This is a genomic window from Gehongia tenuis (assembly GCF_014384795.1).
GTDB lineage: Bacteria > Bacillota > Clostridia > Christensenellales > NSJ-53 > Gehongia > Gehongia tenuis.
The window spans coordinates 565,259-588,845 of sequence record NZ_JACRSR010000001.1 but is presented as its reverse complement, the minus strand read 5'-3'; the positions used below and the strand labels follow the sequence as shown (position 1 = coordinate 588,845).

The 23,587-nt window shown below is 59.1% G+C and carries 18 protein-coding genes, 5 tRNA genes and 1 pseudogene; 3 read left to right on the top strand and 21 right to left on the bottom strand.

The annotated features are described in order from the left end of the window. Positions 1–528 precede the first annotated feature (528 nt). Positions 529–2,097, top strand: a complete 1,569-nt coding sequence (locus H8696_RS02960; RefSeq protein ID WP_249314797.1) for a recombinase family protein — start codon at positions 529–531, stop codon at positions 2,095–2,097. A gap of 55 nt (positions 2,098–2,152) precedes the next feature. Here the strand turns inward: H8696_RS02960 and H8696_RS02955 are convergent, their stop codons facing one another. From H8696_RS02955 to H8696_RS02935, 5 genes are all read right to left on the bottom strand, one after another. Next, on the bottom strand, positions 2,153–2,407 hold the full coding sequence (locus tag H8696_RS02955) for a manganese catalase family protein (RefSeq protein ID WP_330605367.1): 255 nt from the start codon (positions 2,405–2,407) through the stop codon (positions 2,153–2,155). A gap of 7 nt (positions 2,408–2,414) precedes the next feature. Continuing rightward, positions 2,415–3,653, bottom strand: a complete 1,239-nt coding sequence (locus H8696_RS02950) for a M20 family metallo-hydrolase (RefSeq protein ID WP_249314793.1) — start codon at positions 3,651–3,653, stop codon at positions 2,415–2,417. 4 nt (positions 3,654–3,657) lie between these two features. Beyond that, the gene (locus H8696_RS02945; protein WP_249314790.1) at positions 3,658–4,599 is read right to left on the bottom strand and encodes an NAD(P)-dependent oxidoreductase; all 942 of its coding nucleotides are present in this window, start codon (positions 4,597–4,599) and stop codon (positions 3,658–3,660) included. Between the two features lie 70 nt (positions 4,600–4,669). Then, positions 4,670–5,932, bottom strand: a complete 1,263-nt coding sequence (locus H8696_RS02940; RefSeq protein WP_249314785.1) for a PucR family transcriptional regulator — start codon at positions 5,930–5,932, stop codon at positions 4,670–4,672. 82 nt (positions 5,933–6,014) lie between these two features. Then, the gene (locus H8696_RS02935; protein ID WP_249314783.1) at positions 6,015–6,206 is read right to left on the bottom strand and encodes a hypothetical protein; all 192 of its coding nucleotides are present in this window, start codon (positions 6,204–6,206) and stop codon (positions 6,015–6,017) included. A 63-nt stretch (positions 6,207–6,269) separates the two neighbouring features. Here H8696_RS02935 and H8696_RS02930 point away from each other — a divergent pair, with 63 nt between their 5' ends. Next, positions 6,270–7,661, top strand: coding sequence for a recombinase family protein (locus H8696_RS02930; protein ID WP_249314781.1), 1,392 nt, complete (start codon positions 6,270–6,272; stop codon positions 7,659–7,661). Positions 7,662–7,667: 6 nt separating this feature from the next. On the opposite strand, the pseudogene H8696_RS02925 reads toward H8696_RS02930, so the two are convergent. The 3 genes and pseudogenes from H8696_RS02925 to H8696_RS02915 all read right to left on the bottom strand — a co-directional run. Beyond that, positions 7,668–7,868 (bottom strand): annotated as a pseudogene (locus H8696_RS02925) (manganese catalase family protein); the annotation flags it as partial. Between the two features lie 4 nt (positions 7,869–7,872). Then, entirely contained in the window at positions 7,873–8,130 is a 258-nt protein-coding gene (locus H8696_RS02920; RefSeq protein ID WP_249314779.1) for a spore coat protein CotJB, read from the bottom strand. A 14-nt stretch (positions 8,131–8,144) separates the two neighbouring features. Further along, positions 8,145–8,339, bottom strand: coding sequence for a spore coat associated protein CotJA (locus tag H8696_RS02915; protein ID WP_249314777.1), 195 nt, complete (start codon positions 8,337–8,339; stop codon positions 8,145–8,147). A gap of 203 nt (positions 8,340–8,542) precedes the next feature. Between H8696_RS02915 and H8696_RS02910 the strand changes: the two genes are divergently transcribed. Further along, on the top strand, positions 8,543–9,787 hold the full coding sequence (locus tag H8696_RS02910) for an MFS transporter (protein ID WP_249314775.1): 1,245 nt from the start codon (positions 8,543–8,545) through the stop codon (positions 9,785–9,787). 40 nt (positions 9,788–9,827) lie between these two features. Here H8696_RS02910 and H8696_RS02905 read toward each other — a convergent pair whose 3' ends face one another. The 13 genes from H8696_RS02905 to hisZ all read right to left on the bottom strand — a co-directional run bounded on the left by H8696_RS02905 (position 9,828) and on the right by hisZ (position 23,534). Then, the gene (locus H8696_RS02905) at positions 9,828–17,405 is read right to left on the bottom strand and encodes an ATP-binding protein (protein WP_249314772.1); all 7,578 of its coding nucleotides are present in this window, start codon (positions 17,403–17,405) and stop codon (positions 9,828–9,830) included. Between the two features lie 176 nt (positions 17,406–17,581). Then, complete coding sequence (locus H8696_RS02900) at positions 17,582–18,145, bottom strand: epoxyqueuosine reductase QueH (RefSeq protein WP_249314771.1); 564 nt, start codon at positions 18,143–18,145, stop codon at positions 17,582–17,584. A 96-nt stretch (positions 18,146–18,241) separates the two neighbouring features. Then, a tRNA-Cys gene (locus tag H8696_RS02895) sits at positions 18,242–18,316 on the bottom strand. A gap of 3 nt (positions 18,317–18,319) precedes the next feature. After that, positions 18,320–18,394 (bottom strand) — tRNA-Gly (locus H8696_RS02890). A gap of 4 nt (positions 18,395–18,398) precedes the next feature. Continuing rightward, positions 18,399–18,474 (bottom strand) — tRNA-Phe (locus tag H8696_RS02885). A gap of 4 nt (positions 18,475–18,478) precedes the next feature. Continuing rightward, a tRNA-Asp gene (locus tag H8696_RS02880) sits at positions 18,479–18,555 on the bottom strand. A gap of 7 nt (positions 18,556–18,562) precedes the next feature. Continuing rightward, positions 18,563–18,638 (bottom strand) — tRNA-Val (locus H8696_RS02875). Between the two features lie 76 nt (positions 18,639–18,714). After that, a complete protein-coding gene (hisIE, locus tag H8696_RS02870) occupies positions 18,715–19,329 on the bottom strand; it encodes a bifunctional phosphoribosyl-AMP cyclohydrolase/phosphoribosyl-ATP diphosphatase HisIE (protein WP_249314769.1) in 615 nt (204 codons plus the stop codon). A gap of 2 nt (positions 19,330–19,331) precedes the next feature. Beyond that, positions 19,332–20,039: a 1-(5-phosphoribosyl)-5-[(5-phosphoribosylamino)methylideneamino]imidazole-4-carboxamide isomerase gene (gene hisA / locus H8696_RS02865; protein WP_249314768.1), complete on the bottom strand. Its 708-nt coding sequence runs from the start codon at positions 20,037–20,039 to the stop codon at positions 19,332–19,334. Continuing rightward, entirely contained in the window at positions 20,039–20,623 is a 585-nt protein-coding gene (hisB, locus tag H8696_RS02860) for an imidazoleglycerol-phosphate dehydratase HisB (protein WP_249314766.1), read from the bottom strand. The genes hisA and hisB overlap by 1 nt, the downstream gene beginning before the upstream one ends. Continuing rightward, entirely contained in the window at positions 20,620–21,912 is a 1,293-nt protein-coding gene (gene hisD / locus H8696_RS02855; protein WP_249314763.1) for a histidinol dehydrogenase, read from the bottom strand. The genes hisB and hisD overlap by 4 nt, the downstream gene beginning before the upstream one ends. Then, positions 21,909–22,547 (bottom strand): ATP phosphoribosyltransferase, encoded by a 639-nt coding sequence (gene hisG / locus H8696_RS02850; protein ID WP_249314755.1) that lies wholly within the window; start codon positions 22,545–22,547, stop codon positions 21,909–21,911. Before hisG ends, hisD begins: the two co-directional genes overlap by 4 nt. Further along, positions 22,548–23,534, bottom strand: a complete 987-nt coding sequence (gene hisZ / locus H8696_RS02845) for an ATP phosphoribosyltransferase regulatory subunit (RefSeq protein ID WP_249314753.1) — start codon at positions 23,532–23,534, stop codon at positions 22,548–22,550. It abuts the gene before it with no gap. Between the last annotated feature and the right edge of the window lie 53 nt (positions 23,535–23,587).

The window sequence follows — 23,587 nt, the reverse complement described above, 5'->3', positions numbered from 1 at the left end:
ATACGTTTGATATGCGGCGAGCCTGCGTACTGGAACGCCACGACCAGTGAAAGGAGGGATACCAGCGAGCGACCACGCCAGTGATCCGCAAGCAACTGTTGGAAAGGTTGCTGCCATGACCCGTATATCAGAATAATGATACACCCGTATGACACGGTTCACCCATCAGAATGGGAATGGTGAAAGTCCAGTGGAGCTGCCGAAGCCATCTGATTACTTCTTAAATATATAGATAGACAAAATCTTTCATAATGTACAAGCATTTTTGCATACTTTGTAAATATAGTGTAGTGAGGTGGTTTAATGGCAAATAGCACAAAAGTGGTTTGCAGGAATGTTTTTAAGAATAAAGACGAAGCGGCTTTCAAGAAAATGTTTACTCTAAAATGGATAGAGTTGATTAACCAATTTGAAAAAAATAAAGGGCAATCTGCTCCTGCAAGATGATAGACAAACTATCCTGCCAGATGTTATAATAATATCAGCAGTGATAGTTTGTTTTGTCTTCTCTGAAAAGGAGAACAAAACATGATAAATAAGTCAAGGGTTGCTATATATTGCCGCTTATCAGAAGAAGATAGAAACAAACAATCAGAAACAGACGACAGTAACAGTATTCAAAATCAAAAGTCTATGCTGCTTCAATATTCTTTAGAACAAGGGTGGGAAGTCTACAACATTTACAGTGATGATGATTACACTGGTTCTGACCGACGACGACCAGAGTTCAACAAGTTATTGAATGACGCAAAAGACCGTAAATTTGATATTGTCTTATGTAAGACTCAATCCAGATTTACCAGAGAACTTGAATTGGTGGAAAAATATATCCACGGTCTATTTCCTATCTGGGGTATCCGTTTCATCAGTATTGTAGATAATGCGGACACTGCCAACAAAGGGAATAAGAAATCAAGACAGATTAACGGTCTGGTGAATGAATGGTACTTAGAGGATATGTCGGAGAATATCAAGAGCGTGCTGACAGACCGAAGAAAAAACGGTCACCATATTGGAGCGTTCGCACTTTACGGTTACAAAAAAGACCCCGACGTAAAGGGGCATTTGATTATTGATGAAGAAGCTGCAAAAGTTGTCAGAGAAGTTTTTACACTGTTTTCGCAAGGTTATGGAAAAACCGCTATTGCACGTATGTTGAATGACCGAGGTATCCCCAATCCGACGGAATACAAGCGGCTTCATGGTTTACGCTGGCGCACACCTCAAGGCAAGAACAGTACCTTATGGAAATATTATGCTATTTCCGATATGCTGGTAAATGAAATTTATATTGGCAATATGGTACAGGGCAAATATGGGAGTGTGTCTTACAAGACAAAACAGAATAAGCCACGACCTAAAAGTGAGTGGTATATTGTTGAGGGGACACACGAACCAATTATTGACCGTGAATTATGGGATAAAGTTCAAGCGTTGATCGCTCAAAAGGCAAAACCATTTACAGTAGGTACAATCGGGTTATTCGCTAAAAAAGCTCGCTGCATGAACTGCGGTTATGTAATGCGTTCTAACAAACAGGCTGATGGTAGACGTTATTTAGGATGTTCCAGCCGCCATGTTTCTAAGGACGCTTGTATCGGTTCTTTTATTTCTGTACCTAAGTTGGAACAGGCGGTGATTACTGAAATCAACAAACTGTCTGCCGCATATTTGGATATGGATGAGCTGGAACAAAACGTAACCTTTAACAGTGATGTAAAAGGAAAACAGAACGCTCTGAAAGAGGAAATTGCTGCATATCAAAGTAAGATTGCAGAATATACCAAAGGTATCCGTGAATTATATTTAGATAAGGTTAAGGGTATCTTGTCAGAACAGGACTATTTGGATTTATCCAAAGACTTCTCTACTCAAAAAGAAAGGCTTGAGAAACTGGTGATTGATACACAAAAGCAGCTTGACGTTATTGAAAGAAAAATACAAGCTGGCGATAACAAACGTCAGTTAATCGAGCAATACACCAATCTTGAACACTTAGACAGGGAAATTGTTGAAAAGCTGATAGATTATATATTAGTTGGAAAGAAAGACCCTGTAACTAAGGAAGTGCCTATCGAAATACATTGGAATTTCTAGGTTCTGATAATCTGGCAGCCAGTATGCCAGATTGTCATGAACATCTTTTATACAGTCAATGTTGTTCTTGCACAGTTGCACCATCCGCCGCCATATCCTCCAGGATATTGGCCAGCGGGTCGCCCTTGGCCGCAAAATAGGCCGCCGTGAAAGGCGCGCCCTGGGCGTTGGCCGCATACACATCCGAACCGCGGTCGATATAGTAGGGGGCAAGGCCCTGGGCCTCCAGCTCCTCCGGCGTGAGGTTGCGGGTGAGCTGACGGACCATGGTGCCGATCATTTCCAAATGAGCCAATTCGTCGGCGCCAATTTAAGGGCTATTCGTTGGCCTTAACCAGAAGGGCCTCTGCCAGCACCTCCGCGCCCAAAGCCACGTCCTCGTAGCTCGTCCATTCCTCGGGGCAGTGGCTGACGCCGTCCCTGCTGGGCAGAAAAAGCATGGATATCGGCGCGAAGGCGCCCACAAACATGGAATCGTGGAAGGCGCCGCTGATCAGCCGCTTAAAGGGGATGCCCCGCCTTTCGCAGATCCCGGCAAGAAGGTCCTGCATCCCATCCTCGCAGTGGACGGGAAGATCCCGGTTGATGGTCTGCATGCGCACTTTGACCCCCCGCTCCCGCTCGATGCGCTTCATCTCCTCCGAGAGCGCGGCCAGAATCTCGCCGGTGGAGCCGTCGCTGGTGTTTCGGATATCAATGGTGAAATGAACCCGGCCGGGGATCACGTTGAGGGCGTTCGGGGTCACGTCCACCCTGCCGATGGTACCGGTGGCATAGACGCTTTTCGCCTCCTTCACCAGCCGCTCCAAGACCATGCTGATCTCCGCCGTGGCTGCGAAGGCGTCCCGCCGGTCCGCCATGGATGTGCCTCCGGCATGGGACTGCAGGCCCTCCACCCACACGTTGAAGTAGGCGGGCGCTGAGATATCGGTGACCACGCCGAGGCGGCAGCCGCTCCTTTCAAGCTTCGGGCCCTGCTCGATGTGCATCTCGATGGCGGCATACACATCGCCGGGCTTCCGGCGGACCGCGTCAAGACGGTCCACATCGTAGCCCAGCTCCGCCAGGGTATCGTAGAGGCTCTTCCCCGCCTCGTTCTTCACCGCCTTCGCCGTCTCAAGGTCCAGCACCCCGGCCATGGCCCGGCTGCCCAGGCACCCGATGCCGAAAACCGAGGGCTCCTCGCCGGTGTAAGCCACCGCCGTCAGGGTGCGCCGGTGGGGCGCGCCCGCTTCACCGATGGCCCTCAGCGCCTCGATGGCGCCGATGGTGCCCGCCATGCCGTCAAAGCGGCCGCCCCGAAGCACGGTATCGATATGGGAGCCGGTCCAAACCGGCGCCAGCTCCGGTTCAGTGCCGGGCAGCGTGCCGAATATGTTGCCGATGGCGTCCTCGCTCACGTTAAGCCCCGCGCCCTTCATGCGCTCCTTGACGTACGCCCGGCCCAAGAGGTCCGCGGGCGAAAAGACCAGCCGGCTCACACCCTCACCGGGCGTTCCGCCAAAGCGGGCCAGATCCTCCAAGCCCTCCCGGACCCGATCCACAGCAATTTTCATGGTCCTATACCAGATTGACCGGCGCGTCGTTCAGCCAGCAGGTCACATTGTTGAAGCAAAGGTCGCACCGCTCCTCCAGCGCCTCCTCCGTCAAGAAACCAATATGGGGCGCCAGCACCACGTTGGGCGCGGTCAATAGGGGGTTGTCCTTCGGGATGGGTGGTTCGATATCGTACACGTCGATGCCCGCACCGGCGATCACACCCTCTTTGAGGCACGCCTGAAGGTCCCCGGCGTCCACAATGGGGCCCCGGGCGCAGTTGATAAGAACGGCGGAAGGCTTCATCAGCCTCAGCTTCTCCCCGTCCAGCATGCCCCTCGTCTCCGCCGTGGCGGGCACATGCACCGAGACAATATCGCTTTCCTTCAGCAGGGTCTCAAGGCTCACATACTGCACGCCCTCGATGTCCCGCTGCGTGCGGCTGAAGGCGAGGATCGTGCAGCCAAAGGCCCGGGCCAGCTCCGCCGTGCGCAGCCCGATGGCGCCGGTCCCGATGATCCCAAATATCTTGCCCCGAAGCTCCCGGCCCTTGAGGCCCGCGCTGGTGCCGCCGCTTCGCACCGCCTTCCCGCACGCATCCAGCTTGCGGTAAAGGGCGATCACCATGCCGATCACCAGCTCCGCCACCGCCTGGGTGGAATAGCCGGCGCAGTTGCTGACCACCATGCCCCGCTCGTGGCAGTACATGACATCCACATGATCCACGCCCGTGAAGGCCACCGAGATCATCCTCACCTTGGGGCACTTCTCCAAAACGTTCCTGCGAAGGGGCATATTGGCCACAATGATTACATCGGCGTCTTTGGCCCAGCTCACCGCTTCGTCCTCGTCCTTCGGCCGGCGGTCATGCAGCTCAATCTCCGCCGTGGCGGGAAGATAGGTTGCGATGCATTCCTTCAGTTTCTGCTGCGAAACTCCAAGCGGCTCCAAGCCTACAATCTTCATCCAAATCACTCCTTATCGGCATTTCACCTTCTTTCTTAACTATAGTCCGAAACTCCGGCCGAGGCAAGTCCTATTCCAACAGCTCCCGCTGGCCCTTGTACTCCCCAAGGAGCACCGCAGCCCGAAAACCCAGCTGAATCATAAGCGCTGAATCGGAGCCGGAAAGATCGCTGCCCAAAATCTCCTTAATCTTTTTGATGCGGTACAAAAAGGTGTTGCGGTGGATATAAAGCTTTTGGGCCGTGCGGCTGGCGTTCTGGCCCATCTTGAGGAACAGCAGCAGCGTCTTCACAAATTCGGTCCCCGCCTGCCGGTCATAGTCCACCAAAGGCTTCACCGTCCTTTCGTAGAGTGCCCGCAGCTTCTCCCGGGACATGCTCTCGTAAAGGATGTGATAGAGGTACTGATCCTCGTAGACATAGCTGTCCGCCTGGAAGATGCGGCGGCCCAGCTCCACCGATGCGGCCGCCTGCAGAAAGCACTGCCGCACCTCGGCCATGCTGCCGTTTGGACTGCTCATGCCAAGCTGGGCCTTCTGCCCGTGCCGCCGCATCCGCTCCAGGGCGCCGGCCAGGATCCCCCGGCCCTCCGCCAGCACTTCCGGGTCCGGGACGTCCGCCGGAAAATACACGAACATGGCCGCAAGATCATCCCGCGTGCCCAAAAAGACGCCCCTGTCCCCCGCGGCAAGGGCCATCGACCGGGCCAGGCCCCGGGCCGCGTGCCCCCTTGACCCCTCCTCCCCGGAGCCAAGGGATCTGGCCACGATGCAGATGTGTTTCTTCGTGTCGTCGAAGCCGTGAAGCGTACATAGATAGGGCGTGTCCTCCTCGCCCGCAATCAGCCTTTCCAAGAATTCGTCGCCGCTTCGGGTATCCATTTCCTCGCGGTCCATCAGCTCGAGGGCGATGAGGGGCAGAGCGCGATCGATCACCTGCTGCTCCCATTCGTCCAGCGGCCGCAGATTCTCCTCCAGCACGAGATAGCCCAAGACCCTGCCGCCCTTTGCCGCCCTCCAGATGCACAGCTTGGTGAAGCTTCCGATTTTGAACCGGCAGTGCCGCGCCCGCTCCATAGCTCCGCGCACCTTCTCCCCGTCCTGGGCCCGAAAGGCCGTCTCCCCCTCGCGCCAGGGTGCGGCCTTGGAGCAGGCGAGGATCTGCCAGCTTTCCCCGGCCACGGCCACCGGACGGCCCACCCCGTCCTCCAGGCTTTGCAGCATCTCCCGAAGGCCTCTCCCGGCCGCCTCGGCCACGGCCTCGCTGACCGCACAAAAACGCCGAAATTCCGTATCCGGCTGAAACTGAATCGCGCCCGTCCCGTCCGTTCTCATGATCAATCCTCCTTTTCCCATTCAAAAAGGGCGCAAACATAACCACGTTATGTTTACGCCCTTGTAAACCCCGTCTCAATTTTTATTTATTATAGCAGACTTCTTCCGATTGCGCATCTTTTTTTGGGCTCACAGCATCCTTTGGGCATTGTGCAGGCTGCACAAAATGGAGCCACGCCTCGCATTCCCGGATCACGGGCACCAGAATATCCGCCCGCTCCCCGCCCCCTGCTTCGATCTCGAGAGTTGTGCCTTCCAGCTGACAGCGCTTCATACCTTCTCCTTTCCGCATGGCGGCGGCGCCTTCCATCATAAGCTATGGGGAAGGGAGGCCGTCATGGCATACTGCATGTATCTTCGGAAATCCCGGGCGGACCGGGAGGCGGAGGCCCGCGGCGAGGGCGAAACCCTGGCCCGCCACGAAAACGCTCTATGGGAATTGGCCAAGCGCCTTCATATCACCGTGGCCCGGGTGGACCGGGAAATCGTCTCCGGCGAGACGCTCGCCAGCCGTCCCGTCATGCAAAAACTGCTCCGGGAGGTGGAGGCCGGCCTGTGGGAGGGCGTTCTCGTCATGGAGATTGAGCGCCTCGCCCGGGGCGATACCATCGATCAGGGGCTGGTGGCCCGGGCTTTCAAAACCTCCGGCACCGCCATCCTCACCCCTTTAAAAACTTATGATCCCGCCAACGAATTTGATGAAGAATACTTCGAATTTGGTCTTTTCATGAGCCGCCGGGAATACAAGACCATCAACCGCCGGCTGCAGCGTGGCCGGCTTTCCTCGGTGAGCGAGGGCAAATACGTGGGCAGCGTGGCCCCTTATGGATACCGCCGGGTCAAACTTGCCGGAGAAAAGGGCTACACCCTGGAGCCGGTGGAGCGGGAGGCGGAGGCGGTGCGCGCTCTTTTCTCGCTGTACGCCAGCGGCGAGACCCTGGCCGCCGTGGCCGAAAGGCTGAGCCTTCTCGCCTACCCCGCCCCCTCGGGAGGGCCTTGGAGCGCCTCCTCGGTCCAGGGGATCGTCCGTAATCCCGTCTACGCCGGGTTTATCCGCTGGCAGGCCCGGCCCCGGCAGCAGGGCGCCCGGCCCCGGCGCACGCCCCTCCTCTTCCCCGGACGGCATCCGCCCCTGGTGGATGGCGGGCTTTGGGCGCTGGCGGAGGCCCGCATCCGGCATCGTTCCAGCCGCAGCGAATCCCCCCTTTCCGGGCTCGTCCTATGCGCCGTCTGCGGCCGGCCCATGACCCGCAAGTCACAGCGCACCGGCCGGGATTCCCTCCTGTGCAGGACGCCGGGCTGTCCTACGGTGAGCTGCGCCCACGATCTGGTGGAGCGGCGCATCCTGGACGCCGCCGCCCTATGCTATTTTGATCTTCACCTCAGCCTCTCAGGCCACGATCCCTATGCCGGGCGCCGCCGCACCCTCGCCGGCCAAATTGCCCGGCTGCCGGAACTCATGGAAGCGGGCGTCTACGATCTTGCCGCTTACGGTGAACGCAGAAGGACGCTCGAGGAGGCCTTCGCCGCGCTCCCCCCTCCCCCCTCGCCGGAGGTCTACGACTTCGCCCGGCTTCGGGCGCTCTATGAAAAACTGCCGCCGCACCTTCGCCGCGCCCTTCTTCTCGCCCTGTTCTCCCGCATTGAATACGCCCGGGAGGAGGGCGGCCGCTGGAAGGATGGGACCCGCTTCACCCTCCGGCTCACGCCGCGGCTCTCACTGCACTGAACATGGCGCCGGCTCTTCGGTACCAATGTCATTCAAAAGACCCTTGACCTGAGCGTCGGGCATGGCGAATTTCTGGGTCAGATAGCGAAGGGACGCGGCAAGTTCGCCGTCCGGGCCGCCGTACTGACTGATGATATACTTCGCCATCTTGGCGTTGGGGACTTTGATGCTGATGGGAAATTCCAAGCGTTTTTCATAGTTCCACATACTTCTACCTCCCTACATTGCTGGTCGAAACGAATTCCGGATCCCAGGGCCAGGGGTTCTCGATCCAGGCCCATTCCTGGCCCATGGCGTCGTTGTCCCGGATTTCCAACGGTCCGAAGTTGGTGGTGTAGTAGTTCCTGAGGCAGTTCTCCTGGTAGATCGCCCAGTTGTACTGATTCTTCGCGTTGGTATCGGTGGGATGGGTGTCCAGATAAAGGCCCCATTCCACAACCTGAAAAGCATAGGCACTCAGTTGCCGCAAGCATTCCTCTTTATTCATACTGGTTCACTCCCCGCACGGTAATTTTGGTAGACGCCGTAGGGCAGGTCAAGCTCGGGATACAGCGTTCCCGCCGCCAGCGCCTGTTCCGGTCCATAGGTCTGGCCCGCCTGCTGAAAGGTAGCGGACGCATAGCCCACCTGAGAAGCGGGGTAGCCCAGCGGACAGGCATAGTGCTGATTGTATTCCATGGTAAAGCCTCCATTCATGGTATTCTCGGGGTCCATTACCATTGTATGAATGGCTATCCGGCCGGGTGTTTGTCCGGTCTATCTTTTGGGATATGCAAAATTTACACGATTTTAACCCGAGTGACCCAAATTCTTTGATTTGACCCCTGTACAATGGGGTGCGGAAGATTGTATGATGAAAGAAAAAACGGGGAGGCAAAGCCATGGATAAACTGACTAAGCTTGAAAAGCAATGGGTCCTTTATGATGTGGGCAACTCCGCCTTCACCATGCTGGTATCCACCGTGATCCCCATCTATTTCAAAAACACCGCCAGCGCCGCGGGAATTTCCGCCGCCGATTCCACCGCCTACTGGAGCTACGCCGCCTCCATCTGCACGCTGATCGTGGCGGTGCTGGGTCCCATCCTCGGGGCCGTCGCCGACACCAAGGGTTTTCGAAAGCCGGTGTTCACCGTCTTTCTTCTCATCGGGGCCCTGGGCTTGGCGGCCCTCGCGCTGCCGGTGGGCTGGCTGGCCTTTCTTATCATCTTCATTCTGGCCAAGATCGGCTTCTCCGGCAGTCTCATCTTCTACGATTCCATGCTGCCCGACGTGACCGCCAATGAGCGTATGGACCAGGTCTCCTCCCACGGCTACGCCTGGGGTTATCTTGGCAGCTGCATTCCCTTTACGATCAGCCTGCTTCTCATTCTCACCGCCGATTCCACGGGCCTTGGCACCTACGGGGCCACCGCTTCCGCCTTCGTGCTGAACGGCATCTGGTGGATCGCCGCCACCCTTCCGCTGCTCAAAAATTACCGGCAGAAGTATTTTGTCGCGGAAAACCAGCACATCGTGAAAAAAAGCTTCCAGCGGATCGGCCGAACTCTCCGGGATATCCGCAAGGAAAAGCACATCGCCATGTTCCTAATCGCCTTCTTCTTCTACATCGACGGCGTCTATACCATCATCGACCTTGCCACCTCCTATGGCAAGGACGTGGGCATCAGCGACACCCATCTGCTCCTCGCCCTGCTGCTCACCCAGGTGGTGGCCTTCCCCTGCGTTCTTCTTTTCTCACGCTTTTCCAAGAAAGTAAAGCCGGAAAAACTCATCGGCATCTGCATCCTGGGCTATGTGGGCATCACCCTGTTTGCCCTGCAGCTCGATAAGGCCTGGGAGTTTTGGTTCCTCGCCGTATGCGTGGCCGTGTTCCAGGGCGCCATTCAGGCGCTGTCCCGATCCTATTTCGCCCGGATCATCCCCAAGGAAAAATCCAGCGAATACTTTGGATTTTACGACATCTTCGGCAAGGGCGCGGCCTTCCTTGGCACCCTGTTGGTGGGGATCTCCACTCAGATCTTTGACACCTCGAAGGCGGGCGTGGCCCTGCTTCCCGTGATGTTCATTGCGGGTTACATCCTGCTCCGAAAGGCCACCCGCATGATGCCGGAAAACAACTCATAAAAATAAAAAGCGGCGAAACGCCGCTTTTTTGCTGCTCTTTTCAGGCCAGGCACTGGCCCAGAAGCCCGAAGAGCTCCTCGATCACCACGGGCTTGGTGAGATGCCCGTTCATGCCGCTTTCCATGGATTTATGGCTGTCCTCATCGAAGGCGTTGGCGGTCATGGCGATGATGGGCACGGTCCTTGAATCCTCCCGGCCCAGGGTGCGGATTCGGCGGGTCGCCTCCAGTCCGTCCATCACCGGCATGCGAATATCCATCAAAATGCACGCATAATAGCCGGGCTCATGGGCCGCGTAGGCATCCACACCCTCTTGGCCGTCCCTCGCCGTCTCCACAACGAACCCCTGCATCTCGAGGATGGTTTTGGCGATATCCCGATTGAGAGCGTTGTCCTCCACCAGCAGCAGCCTTTTGCCGGTGAAGTCCATAGGTTTCATCGCCTTTGGCATTTCCAGTTCGGTCTCCCCTTCGCCGTAGGGCAGCGCCAGGGTGAAGCTGAATTTCGAGCCCCCGCCCGCCTCGCTTTCCACCTCCAGCGTGCCGCCCATCATCTGCACCAGGCGGCTGGAGATGGAAAGCCCGAGGCCGGTTCCGCCATACTTTTCCACCACCTCCCGCCGTCCCTGCTCGAAGGCGTTGAAGATGCGGCTTTGGTTTTCCTTCAGGATGCCCACGCCGGTGTCCTCCACTGAAAAGCGCACAAGGGGGCCCGAGGCCCTGTGCCCCACCGGTTCCACCCGCACCTTGACACTGCCCCTCTCGGTGAACTTGATGGCGTTGCCCACCACGTTGATGAGCACCTGGTTCAGCCGGAGGGCATCCAGCATGAGCGGCCTCGCCTCCAGATGGTTTTCCACCGTAAACTCAATTCCCTTCTGCTCCGCCTGGGGCAGCAGCATGGCGTGAAGCCGCCTCAGCTCCGCCGCCAGATCCACAGCCCGTGGGTTCAGCTCCACCTTGCCGCTTTCGATCCTGGACATGTCCAGAATATCATTGATGAGGGTGAGCAGGTAGGCGTTGGAGGCCTCGATCTTGTCCAGGCAGTCCAGCACTTTTTCTCGGTCGTCCACCAAACTTTTGGCGATGATGGTCATGCCCGAGATGGCGTTCATTGGCGTTCGGATCTCATGGGACATACGGGAGAGGAAGTCGGTCTTGGCCCGGCTGACCGCATCGGCCTTGGCCTTCATGATGAACGAGGAGATCAGCTTGGTCATCTCCTTGAGCAGTTTACGCTCCTCATCGGTCCAAACGTAGTCCGGGTCCCCGATCTCAAAGCCCAGCGCGCCCGCATACATGCCCTGGTTCCAGAAGGCGGCCTGCAGGCAGGAAGCCATGGCCGACTTCCGATTAAAAGCCCGCTCGTAGATGCCTTCCTCGCCGTAAAGATGGGGCAACCGTTCATAGAGCTCCCGGTCGATGTAAAACTCCTGGCCCATCTGCAAATCGGTGCGGCTTCGGCTCCACTGGTAGGCATAGCGGAAGCTGAGATAATCCCGGTCAAACTCCACAATGGACACCCGGTCCAGCTTGAGACGCGTACCCATTCGGGCCAGCACCAAAAAGATGGCGTCGTCCAGCTTCTTGCCCCGGCCCAGCACCTCGAGCGCAAAATCCATCATGTTTTCCGCGCCGAAGGAGCCCTTGTTGTCGATATCGTTGAAGACATGGCCCTCATCGTAGTAGATGCGGGTGAGATCGGCGCCCGCCTCGTTGGAGGTATCCAGGTAACAGGCCGCGCCGCCCTTGCCATGTTCCTTGACATACATGAGAGTGCTCTCCGCACAGCGGTAGAGGCCATTGTATTCGTTCACCACCGATGTTGCGCACATGCCGATGCTCACCGACAGATGGGGCTCCCGTCCGCCGTAGAGGCTCTTCACCCGCTCCGCGATTCGGGGTCCCAGCTCAACGGCCTGGGGCCGGTCGCAGTTTTTGAGAAAGAGCATGAACTCGTCGCCGCCCAGCCGAATCTGATAATCCTCCGGCCCGCTCTCCGCACAAAGGATGTCCGCTACATCCTGCAAAATGGCATCGGCGAATACCGATCCCTCCGCCGTGTTCACCGCCTTGAAATTGTCCATATCCAGCAGCATGAGCACGCAGGGCTCCTCGACGGGCTTTTGCAGCATGTGCTGCCGAACCATGGCAACGCCGGGCTCCTTGTTGTACAGGCCGGTCAGCGGGTCGCGGGTATGGGCGGCCTCCAGCGCCGCCGCCATCTTCTTTTCCTTGGTGATATCCTCCACGATCCCCACCACAAATACCGGCTCGCCCTTTTCACCATAACCCACGCTGGACAGGGTCACCCGGCACCAGGCGCCGGTATTTTTGGAGGAGAATTCCGCCGTAGCCGTCCTCTCTCCCCGATGGATGGCGTCATACATGGCCGTAAAGGCGGACCAGCAGGCCTCCGCCACGAAATCCTCGGCAAAGCTTTGGGGCATGTCCTCGTAGCACGACTTACAGTGAAAGCGGGCCGTGGTCCGCTCGGGAATGATCACCCGCCGTTCCTCGGGATAATAATAAAACTCATAGTTATCGGTGTGTTCGAGAGCCATCTTGAGAAGCTCGTTACCCGCCTCCACCTGCTTGGTGAGCCGCTGATTCTGCATCTCCGCCTTCTTGCTGTTGTCGATATCAAGAAACACGCTTTGCACGACCACTTCACCGTCCAGGTCCCGGATAAGCTCCGCGCTGCCAATGATCCAAAGGGACGAACCGTCCTTTTGCCGCAGCCGGTACTCGTAGCCCTGCTTCTGGCCCACCTTCTGCAGCGTTCTTGCGCCCTTTAGCACCCGCTCCCGGTCCGCCTCGTCGATGAGCTCCGGCAGCCGCCAATCCTTCTTGGCCCAAAATTCGTCGGGCTCATAGCCAAAGATGCGGATGGCCTCGGGATTGGCGTTTTTAAAGACCACCTCGCCCGATGAATCCAAACGATATTGCACGATGCCGCAAAGAACCGAGCGGAAAAGATGGTTGTAACTGCGCGTCTCCCAATCCCAATTCTTAAAAAGTTTCATGCCGTCCTCACTTCCTGATCTCATGAACAAACCGGTCCAGCTTGGCAAAGAGTTCATGGGTATCGCGATGGGCTTGGTCAGATCGTCGTCGATGCCCTCCCGCTTGGCGTCCGCAATCTCCTCATGAAAAGCGTTGGCGCTCATGGCCACGATGGGCACCGAGGCGGCGTCCGGCCGGTCCAGGGCGCGAATGGCCCTCGACGCCGCCAGGCCGTCCATGACCGGCATACGGATATCCATAAGGATGGCGAAGTAGAGGCCCGGCTTTGAAGCGGCAAAGCGGTCCACGCCTTCCCGGCCGTTCGCCGCCGTATCCACCCCAAAGCCCTTCATCTCCAGGATGGTTTTGGCGATCTCCATGTTGAGTTCGTTGTCCTCCACCATCAGCACCCGCTTGCCGCAAAAGTCCTGCCAGCTGGGTTCCGCCGGGGCTGCTTGGTTTTCCATAGGACCCTGCTCCGCGGGCTTTAGAGGCACCAGCACCGTAAAGCGCGTGCCCTTCCCCGGCTCGCTTTCCACCTCCAGCCCGCCGTTCATCAGCCGCACCAGATTGCGGGTGATGGAAAGCCCAAGACCGGTTCCCTCCTGAAGGCCCGCCCGTTCGTCCTGGGCCTGCTCGAAGGGCTCATACATCCGCTCCATGAATTCCGCGGCCATGCCCACGCCGTCGTCCTCCACCTCGAAGGCCAGCGTTTCCTCGGGTCTTCCCGGATCCTGCCTGTGCACCCGAAGAACAATGTGTCCGCCCTCCGGCGTGTACTTGACCGCATTGCCCAGAAGATTCATCAGCACCTGGTTGAGCCGAAGCCCGTCACCCCGGTAGGCCTCGGCCAGGCCGGCGCCAAGCTCAATATGAAAGCTCTGTCCCTTTTGCTGGGCCTGTGGCGCCACCAGCGATTCGATCCGGTCCAGAAATTCCGAAAGGCTGATGGTTTCCTCCGTGAGAACCACCTTGCCGCTCTCGATCTTGGACATATCCAGGATATCGTTCACCAGATGGAGCAGATATTTGCCGGACATCTCGATCTTGCCCAGACACGCTTTTGTGCGGGGCGGGTTATCTTCCGTGGAGGCGATGGCCGCCATCCCCAAAATGCCGTTCATGGGCGTTCGGATATCGTGGCTCATGCGGGAGAGAAATTCGGACTTGGCCCGGTTCGCCTGTTCGGCGGCGGCCAGGGCATCCCGTAAGGCGTTCTCCTGCTCCTCCTTTTCCCGGCGGATCTCGTCAACATCCTGCAGGTACATCATCACTTTGAGGCCTTCCTCGTCCGCGGCAAGAAACTGGATGCGGGTGGCATACCAGCGCCGGCTGCCATCCTCCTCGAAACGCTGGTGCTCAAAATAGAGACTGCGCTTCCCTGCGTCGTAAGCCTTCCGCACGTTCTCCGGCCTGAACAGCGCGAGATATTCCCCGCGGAACTCCGGGCATACCAGGGCGCTGATCTGCTCCACATAGGCGCCCAGAGGGAAGGGCTGCGGGCTGCGCATCAGCGCGCCGTTCTCCTCCTTGAAGCTGAAGCACTCATCCCGGTCCACGTTGGATTCAAAGATGCGCACGTAAAGATCCCGGACGGTGACTCCAAATCGCAGCCCGAAGCTGTGCTGCTCTTCCCGGATCCGCTTGATTTCCTCAATATCCCGGAAGGTGCAGATGACCTTCTGTGCCTCGCCCTCCGCGGGCTGGGTGACAATGGCCACCATCTCCACCCAGTGGTAGACCCCCTTGGAGGTCAGGCGGCGCAGCTCCTTGGAGATCCTGGTTCTGCCCATGGCGATCTGACGCCTTAGCCCACCGTAGGAGAAGTATTTGCGGAATTCCGCCCGGTCCTCGGAATGGATCATGACCCTGCAGTAGGCCTCATTGCTGCTGCTGAAGCGGCCCTCCTCCTCGATCACATTCTGCGTATCCTTAACCTTTTGCAGCACATAGCTGTCCTCCTCCAGGTTGACGATGGAGCATTCCTCAAAGAGGGTGGCGATGGTGGAGAAGAAATCCTCCCGCATGCTCTGGGCCCGCCTGCGCTCGTCAATGCTGCTCACGAAGCCCACGATGCGGCCGTCTCCATTGAGGTCGTTTTCCGCCCGCATCAGCGTCATGTCCACCCAATGGTAGAGCCCGTCATGGCCCAGCCTCCGGAATTCATGGGACAGGGACATGCCCTTTTCGGCCAGAGCGCGAAGCACATTTTCCGCCCCGAATACCCGTTCATATTCCTGCCGGTCGTCCCGGTGGATATGATGGGTGAGGGCCTCCCTTTGCTTGACAAATTCCACGGCGCCGGTGTTCAAATTGGCGTAGAAGATTTCCTCGTAGATGGTGCTAATGGCGTGCTTCAGGCTTTGGTCCAGCAGCTCCTCTTTGAGCCGGGCGTTCCTGGCGTGCTCGATATCCCTTACGCCCATGAGCAGCGTGTCCTGTCCCTCATCCAGATAGGCGAAGGAGATGCACAGCCACCGCCAGGCGTCCCCCAGCCGGCAGCGGTAATAAAGGCTGTGCTCCGCCGCCCCATCCTGCAGCCAGAAGATGATCCGGGAAAGGGCCATCCTTTCCCGCGCATCCGCCCGGTCCTCCGGCGCCATGTGACGCTCGATGAGCCTCCGGATCTGGGCGTCATAGGCGCCCTGGGCGCGGCTTGGATCCTGCAGGCCCCCGCTGGACGTATAGCGCATGGTGTAGCGGCCGCTGCGCACATCCACTGTAGCCAGAAGCGCGTAATCCTTGCTGATGGCAAAGCTGCTGATCTTCTCCCACTGCTGGCGGTTCGCCTCCGCTTTCTTCACCCGGTCAATGTTGCGCAGGGTGCCGATGATGCGAAGGGGCCGGCCCCCATCCATGAGCGTGGTGGTCCGGCAGCCATACCAGGCGTAGCCCTCCGCGCTTCGCACGCGGAGGTCAAAGTTCGGCTTAGCTCCGCTCAGGGCGGCAAGAATCTCATCCCTGTCGTCGGGATGAATCCTGCCCTCGTCCTCCAGCGTCTCCACAAAACGCTCCAGGCTCCTTGGTGGATGCTCCGCCTCACCGCTTTGATAGATGCGCAGCAGGTCCTCCTTCACCAGATACTCGAACAAAATATCGTTGGAGGTCTCGGCGGCCAGCCGGTAGCGCATCTGCTCCTCGGCCAGGGCGCGCTCCATATCCTTGCGCCGGGTGATATCCACGGCCACCGTCAGATAGAGGGGATAACCCTTGAACGCGCCGATGCGCTTGCCCTCCACGTGCAGCCAGATGACGGCGCCGTCCCCCCGGATCATTCTGAACTCGCAGACGATGGGAAGATTCTGGGCGGCCTGGCTGCGGATCAGCTGCTCCACCATGGTCCGGTCCTCCTCATGGATGAGCCGAAGGATGCCCTCCGCAAAATCCTCTTCCCTCCGTCCGGTCATGGAAAAACAGGTTTCGTTGGCGGAGACATAGGTGAAGGCGCCGTCAATGGCCATCTTCAAAATGGAGCCGGGCAGATCGTCATAGGTGGCCTGCAGCTCCCGCTCCCGCTCAACGCGCCGGGTGACGTCCACCACCGACCCGAAATAGACGGGCCGCCCCTCCTGCTCCCCGATGCAGGAGGCCTGAGCCCGGAGAAAGATCTGCCGGCCATCCTTGACATAGGGAAATTCCAGATTAATCATGGACCTGTTTTTTACGAGGTCAAGGATGTGCTTTGTCATCAGGTCGCTGCTTTGCTTATCCAGACAGGCGAAGGCGTTTTCCTCTCCCTGCTCCCTTGTGATCCCGAAAAATTCATAGTACCGCTGGTTTGCCTCCAGCAGCGACACCCGGTCCTCCTCCACCAGATATTTGCCGGTGAGCCCGCCGGCCAGCTCGCAGGCGGCCTTGAAGGAATGCTTGAGCTGCTCCTCCGTGCGCTTCTCATCGTCGATGTTCTCGGCCAGTATCACCGCCATCCGGTCCTCCCCGAAGGGATTGTCGATGGGCAGCGCCCGGGTGCCGATCCAGTGATATTCGCCGTGCCAGGCGTGGTGGCATTCGAAATAGACCTCCCTGTCCCCCGCCTCAAAGCGCTTCAAAAGATTGTCCGGCGAGAAGACAGCCTGAAAGGCCCGGCGCTCACTGGCATGGACCCGTGCCGCTTCCTCCCGGACCAGTTCGCTGAAGCGGCCGGCTTCCCCCATCCGCTTTGTGCCCGTCCGGTCCGCCATGAGATCATAGGTGTCCCCGGTCAGATTGACGGAGGCGATGCGCTCGTACACCCGGCCCGCCGCCGCCGACATCTGTTCCCGTTCAAGCTCCCGTTTCTTCTCCGCGTCCGTCTGCCGGTGGGGCACGATGGACAATAGGTAGGCGGGAATCTCGTCCCAGAACACCTCGGAGGCCGTCACGTCCACCATGGGCCCGAAGGGATGGTTCGACATGGTCTCGGTGTAGGGCTTTCCATCCAGAAGGCCGCTGAAGGGGCAGTGGCCGCACATCTGCGGCCACACATCGTGACAGGCCATGCCAAGGGCAATGCCCGGCGCCACATTTCGCACCTGCTGGTTGAAATAGAGCAGCTCATGGCTGTCCCTGCGGATCACGTACAGCGCCGTATCCGGAAGTCCATCCAAAATTTTCAGCAAATTGGCCTGATTCAAGGCTTCCTCCCCTTGCAAGGCTATCGGTCGTGCTTCTTCGGCCCGGCGCCCGGTGCGGCGCATAAAACCCCCCATGTTATTTCCATCTTACCAGTCCGGGGCACTTCAACGCAAGAAAAACAACGGATTTTCATGAATAATATAAAAACCACGGCCTCCAAAAGCCGTGGCATACCTCATTCACTGTATTTCTCCCGGTCGCGCCGGATCTTGTTTTGGTAGCGGTCCGCCTCAGAGAAGATGCAGCCGCAGTACTTTTGCATGTAGAAGCCCAGCTCCCGGGCCCGCTGGTTGCCGGCCCGGAAATTGGGCCGGAAGTCCCGGTACAGAAAGTCAACCCCGTATTCCTGCGCAAACCGCCCGGCCGCCTCGGCAATCGCCTCGTGTCTTTGATAGGGACTGGCCAAAAGCGTGGTGGTGAAGGCGGAAAAGCCGTGCTCCGCCGCATACCTTGCGGCCGCCTCCAGGCGGTTTTCATAGCAGAAGGTGCAGCGCCCGCCGATATCCCCCGCCACCTTTTGGACAAATTCGCTGAGTCCATAATGCTCCTTGACCCGAACCTCCATATCGATGGTGGGCGCGTAGGCCAAAAGGCAGTCCCGCCGGGCCTCATATTCCTTCCAGGGATGGATGTTGGGGTTGTACCAAAAGGCCACCGGCTCGAAACCCTCCGCCCGCAGGGGATCGATTACGGACAGGGAGCAGGGCGCACAGCAGCAGTGCATCAGGATCTTCGCCATAAAACACACCTCATTTCAACCGGCAGCGCGGGATGTTCAAGCTATAAAAAGGCAGCCCACGGAATGTGAGCTGCCCATGGAGCGGCAACATGCCGCTGGAGGCGCCACCCAGATTTGAACTGGGGAATGAAGGTTTTGCAGACCTTTGCCTTACCACTTGGCTATGGCGCCTTATGGAGCGGAAGACGGGATTCGAACCCGCGACATTCGCCTTGGCAAGGCGACGCTCTACCACTGAGCCACTCCCGCATTATGGTGCCTCCGGGCGGAATCGAACCACCGACACGAGGATTTTCAGTCCTCTGCTCTACCGACTGAGCTACAGAGGCAAATTGGCGACCCGGAAGGGGCTCGAACCCTCGACCTCCAGCGTGACAGGCTGGCATTCTAACCAACTGAACTACCGGGCCATACAGTTGGTGGGAACAACAGGGCTCGAACCTGTGACCCTCTGCTTGTAAGGCAGATGCTCTCCCAGCTGAGCTATGCTCCCACACCGCAATGCAGTGTCTAGTATACTCGAAAACGGGCGGAAAGTCAACGCTCTTTTTTGGATGTTTGAGGGAGAATTATTTCCTCCGTTTGCCAATTTGGGCGTACACGTCCTCAAGGGTCATGCCCTGTTCCACCAGCAGCACCATCAGGTGATAGAAAAGGTCCGCCATCTCGTAGCTCACCTCTTCGGGCTCCCTGTTTTTGGCGCCGATGATGACCTCGGCCGACTCCTCGCCCACCTTCTTGCAGATCTTATCCACGCCCTTGTCAAACAGATAGTTGGTGTAGGAACCCTCGGTGGGATGGGCCCTTCGGTCCAGAATGGTCTCAAATTCCTGGCTCAGGCAAAGGGGTCCGAACATCTCCCGGCTTTCGGTAACCGGCGTGAAGAAGCAGGTTTTGCTGCCGGTATGGCAGGCCGCGCCCGCCTGTTCAACCTCCATCAAAATCGTGTCCCCGTCGCAGTCCAGCCAAAGGCTTTTCACCGTTTGGGTGTGGCCGGAGGTCTCCCCCTTCACCCAGAGCTTTCCCCGGCTCCGGCTGAAGTAGGTGGCCCTGCCCGTCTCGAGGGTAAGCCTGAGGGATTCCTCGTTCATGTAGGCCAGCATCAGCACCTCGCCCGTTCTGACATCCTGGGCGATGGCCGGAATGAGGCCGTCCTTGTTCCAACGAATCTTTGCATAGTCCATGATTATTCCTCCTTCAAGGCGTCCTCCAGGGTGAAGGCGCCGCTGTAAAGGGCTTTGCCCACGATCACGCCGTCAATGCCCGCCGTCCGGATCTTTGTGAGGTCGGAGAGCCTCGACACGCCGCCCGAGGCGATGATCTCCAGGCCCGTTTTCTCCTTGAGCCGCTTCGTCTCCGGAATATTGGGGCCGCCCAGCATGCCGTCCCGGGCGATGTCGGTATAGATCACGGTGCCGATGCCCGCCGCCTTCATTTGAAGGGCGAGGTCCACCGCCGTGAGGTCCGTATCCGTGGCCCAGCCCCGGGTGGCAACCTTGCCCGCCTTGGCGTCGATACCCGCCGCGATGCGGCCGGGATAAAGTCCCGCCGCCTCCTTGGCCAGTTCCGGATTCTCCACCAGCACGGTCCCCAAAATCACCCGGGTCACGCCAAGGGCCAGGCATTCCCGGATATCCTCCAGCGTGCGGATACCCCCGCCCAGCTGCACGGGAAGGCCGGTCTCCCGGACCGCCTTTGCCACCGCTTCCCGGTTGCGGCCCGCGCCGTCAAAGGCGCCGTCAAGATCCACCATATGCAGAAAACCGGCGCCCGCTTTCTTCCATTTGAGCGCCATCTCCACCGGATCGCCGTACACGGTGGAGCGTTCCATGCGTCCCTGGACCAGTCGCACGCATTTTCCGCCCTTGAGGTCGATAGCCGGATACACCCGCATCACAGAACCCCCTTGGTGGAAGGAACGCCCGTCTCCCGCGGATCGTGCTCCATGGCCTCCCGAAGGGCCCGGGCCACGGCCTTGAAGGCCGCCTCCGCCATGTGGTGGAAGTTCCTACCGTAGAGGTAGCGGATGTGCAGGGTGATGCCGGCGTTCATGGCGAAGGCCCGGAAGAATTCCTCCACCAGCTGATCGTCGAAGGCCACCGCCCGTCCGGGCACCAGATCCCCCGTGATCACAAGATAGGGCCGGCCGCTGATATCCACCGCCGCCTGCACCAGCGTCTCGTCCATGGGCAGGAAGACGGAGCCGTAGCGCCGGATCCCCGCCTTGTCCTCCATGATTTCGGCAAAGGCCTGCCCGAGACAGATGCCAAGATCCTCCACGCTGTGGTGGGCGTCCACGATGAGATCGCCCTTCAGGGCCAGCTTGAGGTCCATCAGCGAATGGCGGCAGAACAGGGTCAGCATGTGGTCCATGAACCCGATGCTGCTGGTCCCGTCAAATTTCCCCGAGCCCTCCCGGGTGAGCTCCAAAGTGATATCCGTCTCCGCCGTGGTGCGGCAAATCACCGACTGGGTCATCTTTCATCCTCCTTCATGCGGACGGACACCGCCTGGCCGTGGGCAAAAAGGCCCTCCAGACCGGCAAAATCCATGATGTCCTGACCAACCTTCTGAAGCGCCTCCTTCGTGTAGTGGATGACGCTGGAACGCTTGACAAAATCGTAAACGCCAAGGGGCGAGCTGAACCTTGCGGTGCCGTTGGTGGGCAGCACATGGTTGGGGCCGGCGAAGTAATCGCCGAGGGGTTCGGGCGCGTAATGGCCAAGGAAGATGGACCCGGCGTTCCTCACCCGGCCGAGGAGGGCGAAGGGATCGGCCACGGCCAGCTCCAGATGCTCCGGCGCGATGGCGTTCGCCTGGTCCACCGCGGCCTCCAGGGAGTCCGTCACGCCCAGAATGCCGTAGTCCTCCAGGGAGCGCTCGATGATCTCCCGCCGGGGCGCCGCCGCGGTCTGCCGCTCCACTTCCAGGAGAATCCTTTGAGCCAGCTTCTCATCATCGGTCAGAAGGATCGCCGCCGCCAGGGGATCGTGCTCCGCCTGGGACAGAAGATCGGCCGCCACGTACACGGGATTCGCGGAAGCGTCCGCCACCACCAGAATCTCGCTGGGTCCCGCGATCATATCGATGCCCACCTGGCCGAAAACCTCCCGCTTGGCGAGGGCCACGTAGAGGTTCCCCGGACCCACGATTTTATCCACCGCCGGCAGGGTCTTGGTGCCATAGGCCAGCGCCGCCACCGCCTGGGCGCCTCCCACCTTGTAGATCTCCTTCACGCCGGCCACCCGTGCCGCCACCAGCGTCATGGGCGTCACCCTGCCGTCCTTCCCCGGCGGGGTGACCATCACGATCCGCTCCACGCCGGCCACGCTGGCGGGGATGGCGTTCATCAGCACGGAGGAAGGGTAGGCGGCCCGCCCGCCGGGCACATAGATGCCCGCCGAAGCCAGCGGGCGCACGATTTGGCCCAGCTTGACCTCCTCCCCAAAATTCATGAAGGAGGCCTGCTTCTGCTGCTCATGGAAGGCGCGGATGTTCGCCGCCGACCGCTCCAGGATGGCGGCCGCCTTTTCGCCCACGATGGCGTAAGCCTCGGCAATTTCCTTCTCGCTCACCTGAAGGTTTTCCAGCTTCGCGCCGTCGAAGCGCTCCGTGTACGCCAAAAGGGCCTCGTCCCCTTTTTCGCGGACCTCCGTCAAGATCTCCAGCACCCTTTGCCGGGCGTCCTCCTGGGCCGTACCCGCCCGGCCCTCCAGCCGGGCCACCGCCTCTTTCAGGCCTTCGCCCTTCACAATGGACAGTCTCATGCCTCATCCTCCTTCAGCGCTTGCTTGAAGCCCTCGATCAGCCGCTGGATCTTTTCCGTTTTGGTCTTCATGCTCACCCGGTTGACCACCAGCCGGGCGGAGAGCGGCGCAACCTCCTCCAGCACCGCGAGGCCGTTGGCCTTCAGCGTGCCGCCGCTCTCCACGATATCCACGATCACATCGGACAATCCCACCAGCGGCCCCAGCTCCACCGATCCGTTCAGCTTGATGATCTGGATGTTCTGCCCCTTCTCGCCATAGTAGGCCCGGGCGATCCGGGGATATTTGGTCGCCACCCGGAGGGGCGCGCCGACCGGCGGCCTTCTGCCTTCGAACCCGCATACGCACATGCGGCAGGCGCCAAAGCCAAAATCCAGCAGCTCGTAGAGCGGGCGGTTCTCCTCCATCAGCGTGTCCTTGCCCACGATCCCCACATCCGCCACACCGTGGTCCACATAGGTGGGCACGTCGCTGGGCTTGACCAGGATGAACCGATAGGCGCCGCTGTCATCCTCAAAGACCAGTTTTCTGCCCAGTTCATCGAATTCCTTTGAGCGGATGCCCGCCCTCGCCATCAGTCCCATGGCCTTTTCCGAAAGCCTGCCCTTCGCCAGAGCCAGCGTCACCTTCTCCATTTAGACCTCCTTGCCCATGCGCTCCCGCACCATCAACACCGCCATCACATCCACCGCAAAGCCCATGGCCTCCATGGGCCGGCCATAGTTCTCCATCAGATGGTCATACCGTCCGCCGCTCACCAGCGGCCGGCCCAGCCGGTGGTCCATGCCCCGGAAGATCACGCCGGTGTAATAATCCATGGTGTGCACCATACCCAGATCTATTTTAACATATTTTTCATAGCCCCGCTGGCACAGCAGGCCGTAAACTCGCTCCAAATTGGCGAGCGCGTAGCGGCACCGGTCGTTTTTTGCCCAGGCGCCGGCCTTGTCGATGACCTCGGCGCCGCCAAAGAGGCTGGGCAGCTCCACCAGCGCCTCCTCCACGTCCGGCGTCAGATTCTTTTTCGCCAGCCATGCCCCGGCATCCAGCACGCTTTTCATCTCGATCAGCCGCCGGATGGCAAGGATCTCCTCCTCGTCAAAGCCCGCCCGTTCCATCAGCCCGGCAAAAAAGCCCACCTGGCCGATGTCGATCTGAAAGCCGTCCAGTCCGGAAGCCAGCAGCGCTTCGACGGCGAGAGCGATGATCCCCGCGTCCGCCTCCGGGCCGCCCTCGCCCATGAGCTCCACGCCCGTTTGGGGGATCTGCCGCATCTGGTCCGCCTCCGGCGTGTTGGTGTAGACGTCCCCGGAGTAAAAGACGCGGACCGTCTCACCCTCGGGAAAGCGGGCCGCCACCAGCCGCGCCGCGGGCAGTGTGAGATCGGGCCTCAGGGCCATCACCCGCCCCGATCCGTCGATGAATTTGATCACGCCGTCCCGCTTGGTGGGCTCCATGAGGGTGGCGAAATTCTCCCACGCCTCAAAAAGGGGCGTCTCGATGGGAAGATAGCCTCTCTTTTCAAAAAGCGCTTCCATCCCGCGCTCCAGTTTTCGCTTGAGCTGACAGCGCTCCGGCATCAAATCCTCCACGCCCTCGGGCAGATAGGTTCGCTCCTGCATGACCGGCCTCCGTTTTATCGATTTAGCAATTTACTTTAGTAAATTATAAGCAC